18 protein-coding genes are annotated in these 14,787 nt (G+C 62.8%); 7 read left to right on the top strand and 11 right to left on the bottom strand.

Annotated features, from left to right (window positions below):
* The 10 genes from NKI08_RS12805 to infC form a co-directional block, all read right to left on the bottom strand.
* Positions 1-184, bottom strand: a 184-nt coding sequence (locus NKI08_RS12805) for a transposase family protein (protein ID WP_352769651.1), incomplete at its 3' end; no start/stop codon positions are given.
* 124 nt (positions 185-308) lie between these two features.
* Positions 309-911: a nucleotidyltransferase family protein gene (locus tag NKI08_RS12800; protein ID WP_352454789.1), complete on the bottom strand. Its 603-nt coding sequence runs from the start codon at positions 909-911 to the stop codon at positions 309-311.
* A 108-nt stretch (positions 912-1,019) separates the two neighbouring features.
* A complete protein-coding gene (locus NKI08_RS12795; protein ID WP_352769647.1) occupies positions 1,020-1,391 on the bottom strand; it encodes a hypothetical protein in 372 nt (123 codons plus the stop codon).
* Between the two features lie 28 nt (positions 1,392-1,419).
* Positions 1,420-2,004: a prolyl hydroxylase family protein gene (locus tag NKI08_RS12790; protein WP_352769644.1), complete on the bottom strand. Its 585-nt coding sequence runs from the start codon at positions 2,002-2,004 to the stop codon at positions 1,420-1,422.
* A gap of 12 nt (positions 2,005-2,016) precedes the next feature.
* Positions 2,017-4,425 (bottom strand): phenylalanine--tRNA ligase subunit beta, encoded by a 2,409-nt coding sequence (pheT, locus tag NKI08_RS12785; RefSeq protein WP_352769641.1) that lies wholly within the window; start codon positions 4,423-4,425, stop codon positions 2,017-2,019.
* 106 nt (positions 4,426-4,531) lie between these two features.
* A complete protein-coding gene (gene pheS, locus NKI08_RS12780) occupies positions 4,532-5,617 on the bottom strand; it encodes a phenylalanine--tRNA ligase subunit alpha (protein ID WP_352451635.1) in 1,086 nt (361 codons plus the stop codon).
* A 96-nt stretch (positions 5,618-5,713) separates the two neighbouring features.
* Positions 5,714-6,115: a 50S ribosomal protein L20 gene (gene rplT, locus NKI08_RS12775; protein ID WP_006201247.1), complete on the bottom strand. Its 402-nt coding sequence runs from the start codon at positions 6,113-6,115 to the stop codon at positions 5,714-5,716.
* A gap of 35 nt (positions 6,116-6,150) precedes the next feature.
* The gene (gene rpmI, locus NKI08_RS12770; RefSeq protein WP_006201248.1) at positions 6,151-6,354 is read right to left on the bottom strand and encodes a 50S ribosomal protein L35; all 204 of its coding nucleotides are present in this window, start codon (positions 6,352-6,354) and stop codon (positions 6,151-6,153) included.
* Positions 6,355-6,545: 191 nt separating this feature from the next.
* On the bottom strand, positions 6,546-7,187 hold the full coding sequence (locus NKI08_RS12765; RefSeq protein ID WP_352451636.1) for a methyltransferase family protein: 642 nt from the start codon (positions 7,185-7,187) through the stop codon (positions 6,546-6,548).
* Between the two features lie 202 nt (positions 7,188-7,389).
* Positions 7,390-7,926 carry a translation initiation factor IF-3 gene (gene infC, locus NKI08_RS12760; RefSeq protein ID WP_023677573.1) on the bottom strand — a complete coding sequence of 179 codons (537 nt, stop codon included), beginning with the start codon at positions 7,924-7,926 and terminating at the stop codon, positions 7,390-7,392.
* 215 nt (positions 7,927-8,141) lie between these two features.
* On the opposite strand from infC, the gene NKI08_RS12755 reads away from it, so the two are divergent.
* From NKI08_RS12755 to NKI08_RS12740, 4 genes are all read left to right on the top strand, one after another.
* Positions 8,142-8,909 (top strand): alpha/beta hydrolase, encoded by a 768-nt coding sequence (locus NKI08_RS12755; RefSeq protein ID WP_352472561.1) that lies wholly within the window; start codon positions 8,142-8,144, stop codon positions 8,907-8,909.
* A gap of 4 nt (positions 8,910-8,913) precedes the next feature.
* Entirely contained in the window at positions 8,914-10,056 is a 1,143-nt protein-coding gene (locus NKI08_RS12750) for a benzoate/H(+) symporter BenE family transporter (RefSeq protein WP_352472562.1), read from the top strand.
* A gap of 116 nt (positions 10,057-10,172) precedes the next feature.
* On the top strand, positions 10,173-10,661 hold the full coding sequence (locus NKI08_RS12745; protein ID WP_352451639.1) for a DUF2852 domain-containing protein: 489 nt from the start codon (positions 10,173-10,175) through the stop codon (positions 10,659-10,661).
* A gap of 97 nt (positions 10,662-10,758) precedes the next feature.
* Positions 10,759-11,517, top strand: coding sequence for a M48 family metallopeptidase (locus NKI08_RS12740; protein WP_352769637.1), 759 nt, complete (start codon positions 10,759-10,761; stop codon positions 11,515-11,517).
* 73 nt (positions 11,518-11,590) lie between these two features.
* On the opposite strand, the gene NKI08_RS12735 is transcribed toward NKI08_RS12740, so the two are convergent.
* A complete protein-coding gene (locus tag NKI08_RS12735; RefSeq protein ID WP_254815955.1) occupies positions 11,591-11,809 on the bottom strand; it encodes a hypothetical protein in 219 nt (72 codons plus the stop codon).
* 162 nt (positions 11,810-11,971) lie between these two features.
* Here NKI08_RS12735 and NKI08_RS12730 point away from each other — a divergent pair, with 162 nt between their 5' ends.
* The 3 genes from NKI08_RS12730 to trpA are packed head-to-tail and all read left to right on the top strand — an operon-like array spanning position 11,972 to position 14,757.
* Entirely contained in the window at positions 11,972-12,631 is a 660-nt protein-coding gene (locus tag NKI08_RS12730; RefSeq protein WP_352769688.1) for a phosphoribosylanthranilate isomerase, read from the top strand.
* A gap of 33 nt (positions 12,632-12,664) precedes the next feature.
* A complete protein-coding gene (gene trpB, locus NKI08_RS12725) occupies positions 12,665-13,915 on the top strand; it encodes a tryptophan synthase subunit beta (RefSeq protein WP_352769634.1) in 1,251 nt (416 codons plus the stop codon).
* Between the two features lie 2 nt (positions 13,916-13,917).
* A complete protein-coding gene (trpA, locus tag NKI08_RS12720) occupies positions 13,918-14,757 on the top strand; it encodes a tryptophan synthase subunit alpha (protein WP_023677563.1) in 840 nt (279 codons plus the stop codon).
* Positions 14,758-14,787 lie beyond the last annotated feature (30 nt).

Below are 14,787 nucleotides of genomic sequence, written 5' to 3'. Positions count from 1 at the left end.
GCGCCTGCTTGCGCTCCTGCGCGAACAGGGCAAATTCCGTCGCATTGCTGGCGCCGCACAGGCTTGCTGCGATCATCATCACGATCAGGTCGCCAAGCCGGTGCGTGGCGTTGGGCGCGCGTGGATCAGGCACCGCGCCAAAGTAGCTCTCAAGGCAGGAAATGGCAGTCGCTCCTTCGCTCAACTGCCTCTCCAAAGAATCCTTTCTCAGCCTAAACTCAACCCCAAAATCGCCATATGCGATTCCCCTGCCCCTTGAGGGGGAGATGCCCGGCAGGGCAGAGGGGGGTGCCTCGCGCCGACATTTCCTACCAAGGCACGACACTGATCTCCGGCCAGTTCTCCCTGGCACGCGCGCCCTTCATCTCGTGCGTCTGCCGATTATCCAGTGCACGGTTCGGGGTAACGCGAAACGAGAAGATGTCGTCGAGCCCGAACGGCGCCACGAGCGCGAGTTGCCCATCGGTGCCGAATCTAACGCCGACCGCATGGGTTTTCGAAGCGAAATAGGACAGCGCCTCGGCGGACGACGACAGTCTGGGATAGGAACCGCCAAAGCGCGCCTCAAACCACAGATGCACCCGCGCCTGGTTGCGCACTTCAACCGGCAGCGTCAGTCCTTCGAACTGCTTCGCCGCCCGGCGGATGACCGTGTCCTCGGCTTCATAGGACAGATCGCTCTCATCGAAATAGAACAGGTCGACATCGCGGATGCCGTACCCCGAGGGCTTCCCGGTCAGATGATTCCAGACGCTGTTGTAAAGCGCGCCGGACACGACCAGCCAGTCCGGCAGGCCTAGCACCCGTACCCGCGACAGCGTCTCACCGACCAGCGGATCGGCCGAGACGATATCGAGAAAGACTGCACGCTGTTCCTCGAAAGACAGCCCTGAATAGCGCAAATGGTCCATCGTCCCTTGGACGGCGATTCGCCATCTGCCGGCAACCCCTCTAGATCCTCAGCGCGCCATGCGTTGTGCAATTATCGGAAAGGGCGTCGTGACGCCCATTTCTGCAGGCTAGTTTCCCTCCCGCCCAAGGCTCATTGTTCGGTCGGTCTCGGACCAGAAGACTGGCTCCTCGATTGACGGCCATTCTTCGCCATACACAAAGCCTTCGATCGCCTCTAGCTTTCCTTCAATCTCATCGAAGAACAGCACCATGCCGCAAAGAAGCTGGTCAGGTCCAACGCACGCTACCCGAAGCGAACTGAACACTCGACTCTCAAAGCGCAATTCCGGGGGAACCGATGAGGCAACGATTGTGGTCATGAACCCTACAGGATCGCGGCTGCGGTCTTTGACTTTCAGCGCACGCATCATGTCAGGAGAAACGCCGGCGGAACGGCAGAACTCCTTGACGAAAAACACTTCCAGCGGGGTCAGGTGCATTTAGCTCAGCGGCAGAACGGACAGCGTTTCATTGGCGCTTGTACATCACGTCCGTTCGGATGACGTACTTGCGCCCCGACAGCACCTCGTCGCCGCGGTGTTCGATCGGATGATAGAAGGCCAGCGCCATGCCTTTCCTGGGTTTCACCACCAGGCTGGTGCCGGCATAACCCGGCATCTCGCCGCGAAACGAGGTTCCGCCCCCTTCAAATCCATCCGACAGATAGATCATGAAGGTAAACTGGCTGCGCTCCGAGGCATTGCGCTCGAAATAGCCGTCATTGTGCCAATCGAACTTCTGGCCCGGCCCGTAGCGATAGAAGCGGAAACGCTCATTCAGCCCAGTCAGCCGCCAGTCGCCGAGGCCGCGATAGAGCATCGGGCGCGCCCGCGCAAAAAGCAGGTCGGCAAGATCCTCGTCATCAAAAACGACGCGGTCGTTGTTGCGGAGTTCCGTCATCACGCTCGCGCCGCCGGCGCTGTTTACCTTGGCTGCCTCAAAACCACGCCGTTCGCTGTCGGCGATCAGATCGGCGCATTCCTGGTCGTCCAGGAACCCATCGACAGTCCCGATATGCGTTGCCAGCCAGTTGATGGAGAGCTTGTGGTCCATCAGAGCATCCCCTTACGTCCGCAGCACGCCGCCGGTCTGCTTGCCGACATTATCGACGATGCGCTTGGCCAGCGCCTCGAAATCCTCATCGGTCAGCGTCTTTTCGACCGGCTGGATCGACACTTCAATGGCGATCGATTTTTTCGCCGCGCCGAGCGCTGCACCCTCGAAAACATCGAACACCGAGACGCCGGAAATCAGCTTCCGGTCGGCGGCAAGGGCGGCGCGAACGAGTGTGCCGGCTTCGACCGCCTTGTCGACGACGAAGGCGAAATCGCGCTTGACCGCCTGGAAGGCGGACAGATCAAGCCTCGGCTTTGTTCGCGTCGGCTTGGCCTTCGGCTCGGGCACGGTATCGATGAACACTTCGAAGCCGCAAAGCGGGCCGGAGACGTCAAGCCCCTCCAGCGTCTTCGGATGGAACTCGCCAAACGTGCCAAGGATTACCTTCGGCCCAAGCTTGATCGTGCCGGAGCGGCCGGGATGATACCAGGCCGGGCCGCCAGCCTCGATCTGCAGCCGCTCGACCGGCGCGCCGCAGGCTTCGAGTGCTGCGATCGCATCGGCCTTGGCATCGAAGACGCCGACGGCGCCGGCATTGCCGGCCCAATGGCGGCCGGAGCCCTCGAGCCTGGCGGTGCCGCGCCGCACGCCGGCGGCAACGCGCCGCTGCTGGTCGGCACCATCGCCCTCATAAGTGCCCGACACTTCGAACAGCGCGACATCGCCGATGCCCTTGTCGGCATTGCGCTGTGCTGCCGCAATCAGCCCCGGCAGCAGCGACGGCCGCATGTCCGACATATCGGCGGCGATCGGGTTGGCAAGCTTCAGCGCCTGCTGGCCGCCGCCGAACAATTCGGCGTGTTTTGCCGGAATGAACGACCAGGTGACGGCCTCCATCATGCCGCGCACGGCAAGTGCCCGCTTGGCGGCGCGGGTGCGGATCTGCAGCACAGTGAGGATCCTGGCGTTGACCGCATCGTGCGAACCGAGCGGCTGCGGCGCGATGTTGTCGACGCCGTGGATGCGCATGACCTCCTCGACCAGGTCGGCCTTGCCGTCGACATCCGGCCGCCAGGACGGGACCGCCACATTGACGACATCGCCCGTGCCCTCCGGCCTGAAGCCGAGGCGGGCAAGAATGTCGAGGCTTGTCGAGCGCGGCACTTCGATGCCGGTCAGCCGCTTCACTTCCGACAATGGGAACGAGACGATCTTCGGCTGATGGCCGGCATAGCCGACGACTTCGGTTTGCGCCGGCGTACCGCCGCAGAAATCGAGCACCAGCTTCGTCGCCAGCTCCACACCGGGAATCATCATTTCCGGGTCGACGCCACGCTCGAAGCGGTAGCGTGCGTCGGTGATGATGCCGAGCGTGCGGCCGGTGCGGGCGGTGGTGATCGGGTCCCAAAGCGCCGACTCGATCAGCACGTCGGTGGTGTTCTCGTCGCAGCCGGAATGCTCGCCGCCCATGATGCCGGCAATCGATTCGATGCCGTCCTGGTCGGCGATCACGCACATCTCCGGCGTCAGCGTGTATTCGCGGCCGTCGAGCGACAGCACCTTTTCGCCATCACGCGCCCGGCGCACGGCGAGATTGCCGGTGACCTTCGCAGCGTCGAAGACATGCAGCGGCCGGCCGCGGTCGAAGGTGACGTAATTGGTGATATCGACGAGCGCGCTGATCGGCCTCAAGCCGATGGCGAGAAGCCTTTGCTGCAGCCATTTCGGCGACGGTCCGTTCTTGACGCCGCGCACCAGGCGCAGCGCAAAGCCGGGACAGAGCTCTGGCGCTTCGATCGTCACCTTGACCGGCGTCTCGCCCTTGCCGGGGATCGGCTCTATCGGCGCGCTCTTCAGCGTGCCGAGCCCGCTCGCCGCCAGATCGCGGGCGATGCCATGGACACTGGTGGCATCCGGCCGGTTCGGCGTCAGATTGATCTCGATCAGCGGGTCGTCGAGATGGGCATAGGCGGCGAAGCTGGTACCGACCGGCGCATCGGCCGGAAGGTCGATGATGCCGTCATGCTCCTCGGACAATTCGAGCTCGCGCTCGGAGCACATCATGCCGTGGCTTTCAACGCCGCGGATCTTGCCGACGGTCAGCGTCACATCGATGCCAGGAATATAGGTGCCCGGTGCTGCAAAGGCGCCGACCAGGCCCGCGCGGGCGTTCGGCGCTCCACACACGACCTGCACCGGCGGCTTGCCGTCGCCGGTGTCGACGGTCAGCACGCGAAGCCGGTCGGCGTCGGGATGCTGGACCGCCGTCAGCACCTTGGCGATGACGAAGGGGGCCAGGCTCGCCCGGTCGTCGACATGCTCGACCTCGAGGCCGATCGAGGTGAGACGCTCGACGATTTTCGCCAGCGAGGCGTCGGTCTCGAGATGATCCTTGAGCCAGGAGAGGGTGAGTTTCATGACTGTGTTCCGTCTGGTCTGGGCACGCTGCACTTGAAGCTATGCGGCCGCGCGTCGGACATGTGCAGGAAGGCGAGCTGCCTGCGGATTTGCTGCGGCCCGGTCGTCACGCGCTCAAGCCCCCGAACAGCGTCGGCATGTCGAGCGGCCTAAAACCGTAATGCGAAAGCCAGCGGACATCGGCGTCGAAGAAGGCGCGCAGATCCGGCATGCCGTATTTCAGCATGGCGATGCGGTCGATGCCCATGCCCCAGGCGAAGCCCTGGTATTCGTCAGGATCGAGGCCACCGTAACGGAGCACATTGGGGTGGACCATGCCGCAGCCGAGGATCTCCATCCAGTCCGAGCCCTCGCCGAAGCGCACCTCGCCGGGCCGCGAACGGTCGCACTGGATGTCGACCTCGAGGCTGGGCTCGGTAAACGGGAAGAAAGACGGCCGGAAGCGCATCTTGACGCTCGGCACCTCGAAGAAGGCTTTGCAGAACTCCTCCAGCACCCATTTCATGTTGGCGACGTTGGCTGATTTGTCGATCACCAGCCCCTCGACCTGATGGAACATCGGCGAGTGGGTGGCATCGGAATCCTGCCGGTAGGTCTTGCCGGGGATGACGATGCGGATCGGCGGCTTCTGCATCTCCATGGTGCGGATCTGCACCGGCGAGGTGTGGGTGCGCAAAAGCTTGCGCTCGCCCTGCTCGTCCGGCTGGAAGAAGAACGTGTCGTGCATCTCGCGCGCCGGGTGGCCTTCCGGGAAGTTCAGCGAGGTGAAATTGTAATAGTCGGTCTCGATGTCCGGACCTTCGGCGATGGCAAAGCCGAGATCGCCGAAAATCGCCGCGATCTCGTCGATAACCTGGCTGATCGGATGGATGCGGCCGCGCTCGGCCGGCGATTGCCTGACCGGCAAGCTGACGTCGACCTTCTCGGCGGCAAGCCGTGCTGTGATCGCCACATCTTTCAGCTCGGCGCGGCGCGCCGAAAGTGCCTCGGTGACGCGGTTCTTGAGGCCGTTGATTGCCGGGCCTTTGACCTGTCGCTCCTCGGCGCTCATCGAGCCGAGTGTCTTCAGCATCTCGGAAACCGAGCCCTTCTTGCCAAGGGCAGAGACACGCACCGCCTCGATCGCCTGCTCGTCGGCGGCCGAGGCGATCTCGGCCATCAGGGAATTTTCGAGAGTTTCCATGTCACTCATGTTCCAGATCCGATTGGAAGCAAAGAAAAACCCGCGCCAGCCCTGCCAGCGCGGGTTTCCCAAATCAAGTATCGAATAGCTTGGGAAGCGCTGGTCTTAAGCGACAGCGCTTTCAAAAGCATTCGGCGTGGTATTCTTCAGGTATTCGAGCGCGACTTTGGCCTTGGCCACGAGTGCGGCGAAGGCCTGCGGCTCGTGGATGGCCATGTCCGACAGGATCTTGCGATCGATCTCGATCCCGGCCTTGTTGAGACCGTCGATGAAACGGCCATAGGTCAGGCCATGCTCATGCGTCGCCGCATTGATGCGCTGGATCCACAGCGCGCGGAACGAGCGCTTGCGGTTCTTGCGGTCGCGATAGGCGTACTGCAGCGACTTTTCCACCGCCTGCTTGGCGATGCGGATGGTGTTCTTGCGACGGCCGTAAAAACCCTTGGCGGCTTTCAGGACCTTCTTGTGCTTGGCGTGCGAGGTGACGCCTCTCTTTACGCGTGCCATGTCATGATCTCCTTAACGCTGTCCAGACCGAATGCTCAGAGGCCGTTCGGCAGAAAATTCTTGATGACCTTCTTGCCATCCGGTTCAGCCAGAACCATCGTGCCGCGGGCATTTCGAATGAACTTGTTGGACCGCTTGATCATGCCGTGACGCTTGCCGGCCGCAGCCGACAGAACTTTACCCGTACCTGTGATCTTGAACCGCTTCTTGGCGGCCGATTTGGTCTTCATCTTGGGCATTTTGCTACTCCGTTTATATGCGCACCAATGCGCTTTTTGTTCGCTTCAGGCCGACCAAAGCCCGAAAAGCAAATGAAACCGCCACGGCATGCCCTGCCGGGCGGTTTTTTGGGAACGGCGGTCCTATACGTCAAAGCGGGGGCGCGCGCAACACCCCGTGCCCAGCAACACTGTACTCAGCAACACCGTACTCAGGGGAAACGGAACAGCACCGGCAATATGCCGGACTGCTGGGCGCCGTCGATCAGTTCGAAAGCCGGCAAGGCAACCAGGAAGACCAGACCGTCGAGCAGCGTGGTTCGCAGCAGGCGCGGCTTGAAGCCGCCGGTGTCGCCTTCCTGATACAGCGACAGTTTCGGGAAGAAGCGCGGCACTTTCAACAGGTAGGCCTGGTATGGCGCGCCAAGAACCTGCCTGAGGAATTTCTCCTCGCGCAGGATAACGATGTAAAATGCACCCGCGCAGAGCGCTCCAAAGCCGATCGTGGCGGTGATGGAGCCGATCTGTGCGCCGACACCGGCGGCAGCTAAAGTAGAGAAGACATAGAGCGGGTTGCGGGTGATCGAATAGGGTCCGCCGGTCACCACTTCGGAGGATTTGCGTCCACCAATATAGAGCGTCGACCACAAGCGTCCGACAACGCCGAGAAAGATCAGCAGGACGCCGACCATTTCGATCGTTTCATGCACAGGCGTATCGGGCGGAAAAACCGACTGCCCGAACAAAAGCATCGCGAAAAGGACGACGACGACGACGGCAAGCACCATCCTGCGCGTGTGCTGGTAGCTGCCCAGCCCATATTTGGCTTCCGAATGCTTGACGTCATTGACCATGTCGGGAATCCGATCGTCGAGGGAACCAGAGCGTCTTTGCTCTCGCCGGCGATCGCAGCGTCTGGCCAAGAAAACAGGCGCCCCGCCGATCGCCGGGACGCCTTGCAACATGATTCAGGCGGATTTTATGCACGTCGCCCAAAAGTGCGCAGCGGTTTTGCGACAACGACATGCACAAAACAGAACTAAAGCGCAACGCGCTTTAGCGGGGCGCCAGCACCATCATCATCTGACGGCCTTCGAGCTTCGGTTCGGCTTCGACCTTGGCGATCGGCGCCACTTCCTCGCGAACCTTGTTCAGAAGCTGCATACCGAGTTCCATATGCGCCATCTCGCGACCGCGGAAGCGCAATGTCAGCTTGACCTTGTCGCCTTCCTCGAAAAAGCGCCGAACGGCCTTCATCTTGGTCTCGTAGTCGTGGCTGTCGATGTTCGGGCGCATCTTGATCTCCTTGATCTCGATGACCTTCTGGTTCTTGCGCGCCTCGGCCGCCTTCTTCTGGTTGGCGTATTTCAGCTTGCCGAGATCGAGGATTTTTACGACGGGCGGCACTGCATTGGGCGATATCTCGACCAGATCGAGCCCCGCCTCTTCGGCGAGCAGCAATGCATCGTTGATGGAGACATCGCCGCGGTTCTGGCCTTCGGCGTCGATTAGCTGGACCCGGGGAACCCGGATGTCACGGTTGGAGCGCGGGCCTTCCTTGGTGGGCGCCGCTGCTTTGAAAGGTCTGCGAATGGTCGTGGTCTCCTTGAGCCGTTTCGTTAAGGGGTTCTTCAGTTCAGAATTGCGAACGCGCAATGTGGTGAGCGCGCGGTCGGAGTCAATAGCACAGCATTCTCAGGAAATCACCTGCTCGATGGAATGCTCCTCTGCACCAAGCGAAGAAAGTGGCGGAGCACTTTTCGTTGAATGCCTTGCTGTGCCAAAAGACCGGCGTGAGGGAATACACCATGACCACCACCCCGATCTTTCTGGACGTCGACGGGACGAGCATCGCCGTCAGGCATGCGACAGGTGCCGAGCCCGGCATCGTCTGGCTCGGCGGCTACAAATCGGACATGCTGGGCACCAAGGCCGAAACGTTGTCGGAATGGGCGCGCAAAGAAGGTCGCGCCTTTCTGCGCCACGATTATTCCGGCCACGGCGAATCGGGTGGCGCCTTTGCCGACGGCACCATCTCGAAATGGCTGGGCGAGAGCCTGGCGGTTTTCCGCCGCTTCACCCAGGGCAGGCAGATCCTGGTCGGCTCCTCGATGGGCGCCTGGATCGCGCTGCGCATGGTGCAGGAATTGCGCAAGGCGGGCGAAAACAGCATCGCAGGTCTTGTGCTGCTGGCCCCGGCGCCCGATTTCACATTCGAACTGGTGGAGCCGGTGCTGACCGGGGCGCAGAAGCGCAACCTCAGGAAAAAGGGCTTTTTCGAAGAGCCGTCGGACTATTCCGCCGAACCGTACATCTACACGCGCGCACTGATCGAGGACGGCCGCAACAACCGGGTGATGACCGGGCCGATCGACACGCACTGTCCGGTCCACATCCTGCAAGGCCTGGCCGATCCCGACGTGCCGTCGAGCCATGCGCTGAAGCTGGTCAGCCTGCTGCCGGCCGACGACGTCACGCTGTCGCTCATCCCCGACGGCGACCACCGCCTGTCGCGGCCGCAGGATCTCGACATGCTGGTGCGGGCGGTGGACGCTATGGTGCGGCAGGCGGGATAGAGACATGCGCATTTCCATTCCGGTGTCCGCCTTCGTGGCGGCGATCGTCGGCTTCGGCGGTACGCTGGCCATCGTCATTGCCGCCGCCAAGGCGGTCGGCGCAACGCAGGTCGAGACCGCAAGCTGGGTGACGGCGCTTTGCCTGGCGATGGCGATCGAGAGCCTGTGGCTGTCCTGGCGTACGAAAATGCCGGTCATCACCGCCTGGTCGACGCCAGGCTTGGCGCTGATCGCCGCGTCGACCGGCTTTTCGATGGGTGAGGCGGTTGGTGCCTTCGTCGTCACCGCGGTCCTGCTGATCACCACCGGCCTGTTCGGGCCCTTGACCAAGCTGATCGCCAGAATACCGGCGTCCGTCGCGTCCGGAATGCTGGCCGGCATCGTCGTCACCTTCGCCATCAATGCGGTGAAAACCGTTCCCGTCGACCCCTGGCTGATCCTGCCGCTGGTTGCGGCGTTCTTCGTCATCCGCCTGTTCAACCCGGCCCTCTCGGTGCTGCTGGTGCTGATCGGCGGCGGTCTCGCCGCCTTCCTCACCGGCCGGGTCGGCGGTCTGCCGGCACCGGAACTCTCGAGCTTGACGCTGGTGATGCCGCAGTTCACCGCCACTGCGATCATCGGCCTCGCCTTGCCGCTCTATCTCGTCACCATGGCCTCGCAGAACCTGTCCGGCCTCGCCGTGCTGAGGGCAGCCGGCTATCATCCCGAACCAGGGCCGCTGATCGGCGTCACCGGCCTGTTTTCGCTGCTGACGGCGCCGCTCGGCGCCTCGACCACCAATCTGGCGGCAATTTCGGCGGCGATCTGCACCGGGCCCGACGTGCATCCCGATCCGGCCGAGCGCTGGAAGACCGGGCCGTTCTATGCGTTGGCCTATCTCGTCTTTGCCCTGTTCGGCGCCTCGCTGGTGGCGATCTTCGCCGTATTGCCGCAGAGCCTGATCGCGCTGGTCGCCGGCCTGGCGCTGATGGCGCCGCTCGCCAATGCACTGTCGATCGCCTTGAAAGACGAGGACGAGCGGATGGCCGCCACCGTCACCTTCGCCGTCACCGCATCGGGGCTGACGCTGTTCGGCGTCGGTGCGGCGTTCTGGGGCCTGATCGCCGGATTGGTCGTGCTTTTCCTTGAAATGCTCAAAAAGCGATAATCATTTCAGCCGCTTGTCCGGTTTTGGCGGCTGCTGTCTTGAATCGCCGTTTTCTTCATCCCATTTCGATTCCACGCAGCCGGATTTGGCTGCCTCCAACTGAAGGATTGGAAGAAATGAACACATCTGCATTGATCCGTCCGGCCTGGACGCCGGCGACCATCGCGTTGATGGTGATCGGGTTCATGGTGTTCTGGCCGCTCGGCTTAGCCATGCTCGCCTACATCATCTGGGGCGATCGGCTCGAGGGCTTCAAGCGCGACGTCAACCGCGCCACCGACGGCATCTTCGCCGGTTGCCGCCGCGGTTCCGACAGGGCCGCGCGCTGGGGCCATGGCTCTGCACGCACCGGCAACGTCGCTTTCGACGACTGGCGCGAAAAGGAACTCGAGCGGCTTGCCGAGGAACGCCGCAAGCTCGACGAGATGCTGAGCGAGTTCGATGAATATGCCCGTGAATTGCGCCGCGCCAAGGACCAGGAAGAGTTCGATCGCTTCATGGCCAACCGCAACAAGTCGACGTCGCCCACGACGGGTGGGTCAACTGGCTCGACGACGAACAACAAACGCGGCGGCAACTCCACGCCAGGCCTGCTCGACGAGTAAGGTCCCGTGCCCAGATAGATAATCCAACGGCGTCGCGTCAGCGGCGCCGTTTCTTTTTTGTTCTAGTCGTTTCCCTCGAATCACGTATCGTCCCGGAATGTCCTTCGGCTTCTTCCGCACCCCGACGAAACCCAAGTCCACGCCCGTCGTGGAGCGCGAGCATTGCGTTGCCGGCCGCACGCTGCCGCTCAAGATCGTCGAGAACGACCGGGCGCGGCGCCTGACGCTGCGCATCGATTCCGGCGGCCGCGGTTTGCGCATCACCGTGCCGCCGGGGCTGCGCCGCGGCGAGGTGGAAAAATTCCTCGACCGCCATCAGGACTGGCTGGAGCAAAGGCTGGCCAAGGTACCCAACCGGCCGCAGGTGCGGCCCGGCATCAAGGTACCGGTGCGCGGTGTGCCGCATCGCATCGTCCATGAACCGTCGAAACGCGGAACCGTCACGCTGTCGCGCGACGAGCGCGGACCGCTGATGATCGTGCATGGCGAGCGTGTGCATCTGCCGCGCCGCATCGCCGATTTCCTGAAGCGCGAAGCCAAGCGCGAGATCGAGGCGCTGGTGACGAAGCACAGCGCGGCGATTGGCAAGCGAGCCAAGGCGATCCGTTTCAAGGACACGTCGAGCCGCTGGGGATCCTGCACGTCGGACGGCAATCTGGCGTTTTCCTGGCGCATCATGATGGCGCCGCGGCCGGTGATAAACTACCTCGTCGCGCATGAGGTGGCGCATCTCAAGGAGATGAACCACGGCCCGAAATTCTGGAAACTATGCGAGCAGCTTTGCCCGGATACCGAGCGCTGCAAGGACTGGCTCAAGCGCAATGGCGGCGCGCTGCAGGCGATCGCGTTCGAGTAGGATGCTTGTAGGGGCACGAAATGGAAACTGTAGCGATCCTTCGCGCCGGCCTCAATAGATTCTGCACTGCCGATCAATCGTCATTGGCTGCGTTCAACTCCTCCGGCCGCAACCCCTCATCGACATGGCGCGGCCAGGGCAGGAAATCCTTCTCGAAGGTCTCGTTGCTGAAATAAGCCAGCGCCCGGTGCGCCTCGGCGCCGTTGAAGGCTGCCTTGTCCATCAAATGAGCGATGACCTCATGGGCCTGCGCCAGCTTTTGCCTGAGTTCCGCGACGGTCTTTTCCGGCATGATCTTTGTTCTCCCGCCTCTGTGCCTGAGCAAGTAGCGTTGCGCTTATATTAGCAAGGTAGCGCGTTCCGCTCTTACATTAGCAAGGTAGCGCGTTCCGCGCTGGCGGCAAACAGGATGCTTTTTCTCGACTCTTTGGCCGTTTCATGCCAATCCCGCGCCATGGCGCTGGACATCAAGATATGCGGGTTGAAGACCGACAAGGCACTGGCTGCGGCATTGGCCGGCGGCGCCAGCCATGTCGGCTTCATTTTCTTTGCCAAAAGCCCGCGCTATGTCGAGCCGGCGGAAGCCGGCCGCCTGCGCGAAGCGGCGCGCGGCAAGGCCAAGGCGGTTGCCGTGACGGTCGACGCCAGCGATGCGTTCCTGGATGACATCGTCGAAAAGATGCAGCCCGATATGCTGCAGCTTCACGGCGCCGAGCCTCCCGAGCGGGTGGCCGAGGTGAAGGCCCGCTACGGCTTGCCGATGATGAAGGCACTGCCGGTCAGCGAGGCCGCCGATCTCGGGCGAGTCAAGCCCTTCATCGGCATTGCCGACCGCTTCCTGTTCGATGCCAAGCCGCCTAAGGGTTCGGAATTGCCGGGCGGCAACGGTCTTGCCTTCGACTGGCGCATTCTGGCTGGCCTTGACGCCGGCGTCGATTACATGCTTTCCGGAGGGCTCAATGCCGGCAATATCGGCGACGCCTTTCGGCTGGCGAACCCGCCCGGAATAGATGTTTCCTCGGGCGTGGAGAGCGCGCCGGGCGTCAAGGAACCGGCGCTGATCGAACAATTTTTCCGCGCCGTCGGGGCAGCACGCGACAACCGCGCCGCCTGACCACGCTTCAAACCACAGACCAGGAGATCGGCGATGGACAAGCCGGCGATACCGAATTCCTTCCGCACCGGCCCCGACGAGCAGGGCATGTTCGGCATTTTTGGCGGTCGTTTCGTTGCCGAAACGCTGATGCCGCTGATCCTTGAGCTGGAGCGGCACTGGAACGAGGTCAAGAACGACCCGGATTTCAAGGCCGAACTGACCGATCTCTCGACGCATTACGCCGGGCGGCCGTCGAAGCTCTATTTCGCCGAAGGCCTGACCAGGCATCTTCGTGAGGTGTCCTCGGCGAAGGGCCTAGGCGGCGGCGCAAAGGTCTATTTCAAGCGCGAGGACCTGAACCACACCGGCTCGCACAAGATCAACAACTGCCTCGGCCAGATCCTGCTCGCCAAGCGCATGGGCAAGACGAGGATCATCGCGGAGACCGGTGCCGGCCAGCATGGCGTCGCTTCCGCTACGGTCGCGGCGCGCTTCGGGCTTCCTTGTATCGTCTATATGGGCGCGACCGATGTCGCCCGGCAAAGCCCCAACGTATTTCGCATGAAGCTTCTGGGCGCCGAGGTGCGGCCGGTGACGGCCGGCCACGGCACGCTGAAGGACGCCATGAACGAGGCCCTGCGTGACTGGGTGACCAACGTCGAGGATACCTATTACCTGATCGGCACCGCCGCCGGCCCGCACCCCTATCCGGAGTTGGTGCGCGACTTCCAGTCGGTGATCGGCACCGAGGCGCGCGCCCAGATCCTCGAGCAGGAAGGCCGGCTGCCGGACACCATCATCGCTTGTGTCGGCGGCGGTTCCAACGCTATCGGCCTGTTCCATCCCTTCCTGGATGACAGTGAGGTGCGCATCATCGGCGTCGAAGCCGGCGGCCGCGGCCTCGACGGCATCGAGCATTGCGCCTCGATGAGTGCCGGCGCGCCCGGCGTGCTGCATGGCAACCGCACCTACCTCTTGCAGAACGCCGACGGCCAGATCATGGACGGCCACTCGATCTCGGCCGGGCTCGACTATCCGGGCGTCGGTCCCGAGCACTCATGGCTGCGCGATTCCGGCCGCGTCGACTATGTGCCGATCCTCGACGACGAGGCGCTGGAGGCGTTTCAGCTGACGACACGCGTCGAGGGCATCATTCCGGCGCTGGAATCGGCCCATGCCATCGCACAGGCGGTGAAGATCGTGCCTGACATGGAAAAGGACCAGATCGTCATCGTCAACCTGTCCGGCCGCGGCGACAAGGACGTGCATACGGTGGCCAATATGCTGGGCATGGAGATCTGATCATGGCCACCCGTATCGACCGCCGCATGGCAAAGCTGAAGGCCGAGGGGCGACCGGCACTCGTCACCTATTTCATGGGCGGCGATCCGGACTACGACACGTCCCTGTCGATCATGAAGGCGCTGCCCGGCGCCGGCAGCGACATCATCGAGTTAGGCATGCCGTTTTCCGATCCAATGGCCGACGGCCCGGCGATCCAGGCGGCCGGCCTGCGGGCGCTGAAGGGCGGCCAGACTTTGGTCAAGACGCTGAAGATGGCCTCGGAATTCCGCGCCGGCGACAGTGAAACGCCGATCGTCTTGATGGGCTATTACAATCCGATCTACATCTACGGCGTCGAGCGCTTCCTGAGCGACGCGCTGGCCAGCGGCATCGACGGGCTGATCGTCGTCGACCTGCCGCCTGAGATGGACGAGGAGCTTTGCATCCCGGCACTCAAGGCCGGCATCAATTTCATCCGGCTGGCGACGCCGACCACCGACGACAAGCGCCTGCCCAAGGTGCTGCAGAACACGTCGGGTTTCGTCTACTACGTCTCGATGACCGGCATCACCGGTTCGGCGCTGGCCGACACCGGCAAGGTGGCGGCAGCGGTCAAGCGCATCAAGAGCCATACCGACCTGCCGGTCTGTGTCGGCTTCGGCGTCAAGACCGCAGAGCAGGCGCGCACCATCGGCGCGTCGGCCGACGGCGTCGTTGTCGGCACCGCGATTGTCAATGCAGTCGCCAACGTGCTGGGGCCGAAGGGCGAAAAGACCGCCGATCCGGCCGAGGCCGTCGCCACGCTGGTCAGCGGGCTTTCGCAAGGGGTTCGCGCGGCTCGCCTTGCTGCCGCTGAATAATCTTGATCTTCTGGTTGGCCATGATCTCCA

Origin of the sequence: Mesorhizobium sp. M0768 (assembly GCF_040320195.1) — a bacterium.
In the GTDB taxonomy this organism is placed as follows: Bacteria; Pseudomonadota; Alphaproteobacteria; order Rhizobiales; family Rhizobiaceae; genus Mesorhizobium.
Note: the sequence above shows the minus strand (reverse complement) of the source record. Positions and strands in the feature narration are given on the sequence as shown.

What these genes read in the sequence shown, in the direction of transcription:
- NKI08_RS12800 (WP_352454789.1), bottom strand. Translation starts at nt 911, where the DNA reads ATGGACCATTTGCGCTATTCAGGGCTGTCTTTCGAGGAACAGCGTGCA.
- NKI08_RS12795 (WP_352769647.1), bottom strand. Translation starts at nt 1,391, where the DNA reads ATGCACCTGACCCCGCTGGAAGTGTTTTTCGTCAAGGAGTTCTGCCGT.
- NKI08_RS12790 (WP_352769644.1), bottom strand. Translation starts at nt 2,004, where the DNA reads ATGGACCACAAGCTCTCCATCAACTGGCTGGCAACGCATATCGGGACT.
- pheT (WP_352769641.1), bottom strand. Translation starts at nt 4,425, where the DNA reads ATGAAACTCACCCTCTCCTGGCTCAAGGATCATCTCGAGACCGACGCC.
- pheS (WP_352451635.1), bottom strand. Translation starts at nt 5,617, where the DNA reads ATGAGTGACATGGAAACTCTCGAAAATTCCCTGATGGCCGAGATCGCC.
- rplT (WP_006201247.1), bottom strand. Translation starts at nt 6,115, where the DNA reads ATGGCACGCGTAAAGAGAGGCGTCACCTCGCACGCCAAGCACAAGAAG.
- rpmI (WP_006201248.1), bottom strand. Translation starts at nt 6,354, where the DNA reads ATGCCCAAGATGAAGACCAAATCGGCCGCCAAGAAGCGGTTCAAGATC.
- NKI08_RS12765 (WP_352451636.1), bottom strand. Translation starts at nt 7,187, where the DNA reads ATGGTCAATGACGTCAAGCATTCGGAAGCCAAATATGGGCTGGGCAGC.
- NKI08_RS12755 (WP_352472561.1), top strand. Translation starts at nt 8,142, where the DNA reads ATGACCACCACCCCGATCTTTCTGGACGTCGACGGGACGAGCATCGCC.
- NKI08_RS12750 (WP_352472562.1), top strand. Translation starts at nt 8,914, where the DNA reads ATGCGCATTTCCATTCCGGTGTCCGCCTTCGTGGCGGCGATCGTCGGC.
- NKI08_RS12745 (WP_352451639.1), top strand. Translation starts at nt 10,173, where the DNA reads ATGAACACATCTGCATTGATCCGTCCGGCCTGGACGCCGGCGACCATC.
- NKI08_RS12740 (WP_352769637.1), top strand. Translation starts at nt 10,759, where the DNA reads ATGTCCTTCGGCTTCTTCCGCACCCCGACGAAACCCAAGTCCACGCCC.
- NKI08_RS12735 (WP_254815955.1), bottom strand. Translation starts at nt 11,809, where the DNA reads ATGCCGGAAAAGACCGTCGCGGAACTCAGGCAAAAGCTGGCGCAGGCC.
- NKI08_RS12730 (WP_352769688.1), top strand. Translation starts at nt 11,972, where the DNA reads ATGGCGCTGGACATCAAGATATGCGGGTTGAAGACCGACAAGGCACTG.
- trpB (WP_352769634.1), top strand. Translation starts at nt 12,665, where the DNA reads ATGGACAAGCCGGCGATACCGAATTCCTTCCGCACCGGCCCCGACGAG.
- trpA (WP_023677563.1), top strand. Translation starts at nt 13,918, where the DNA reads ATGGCCACCCGTATCGACCGCCGCATGGCAAAGCTGAAGGCCGAGGGG.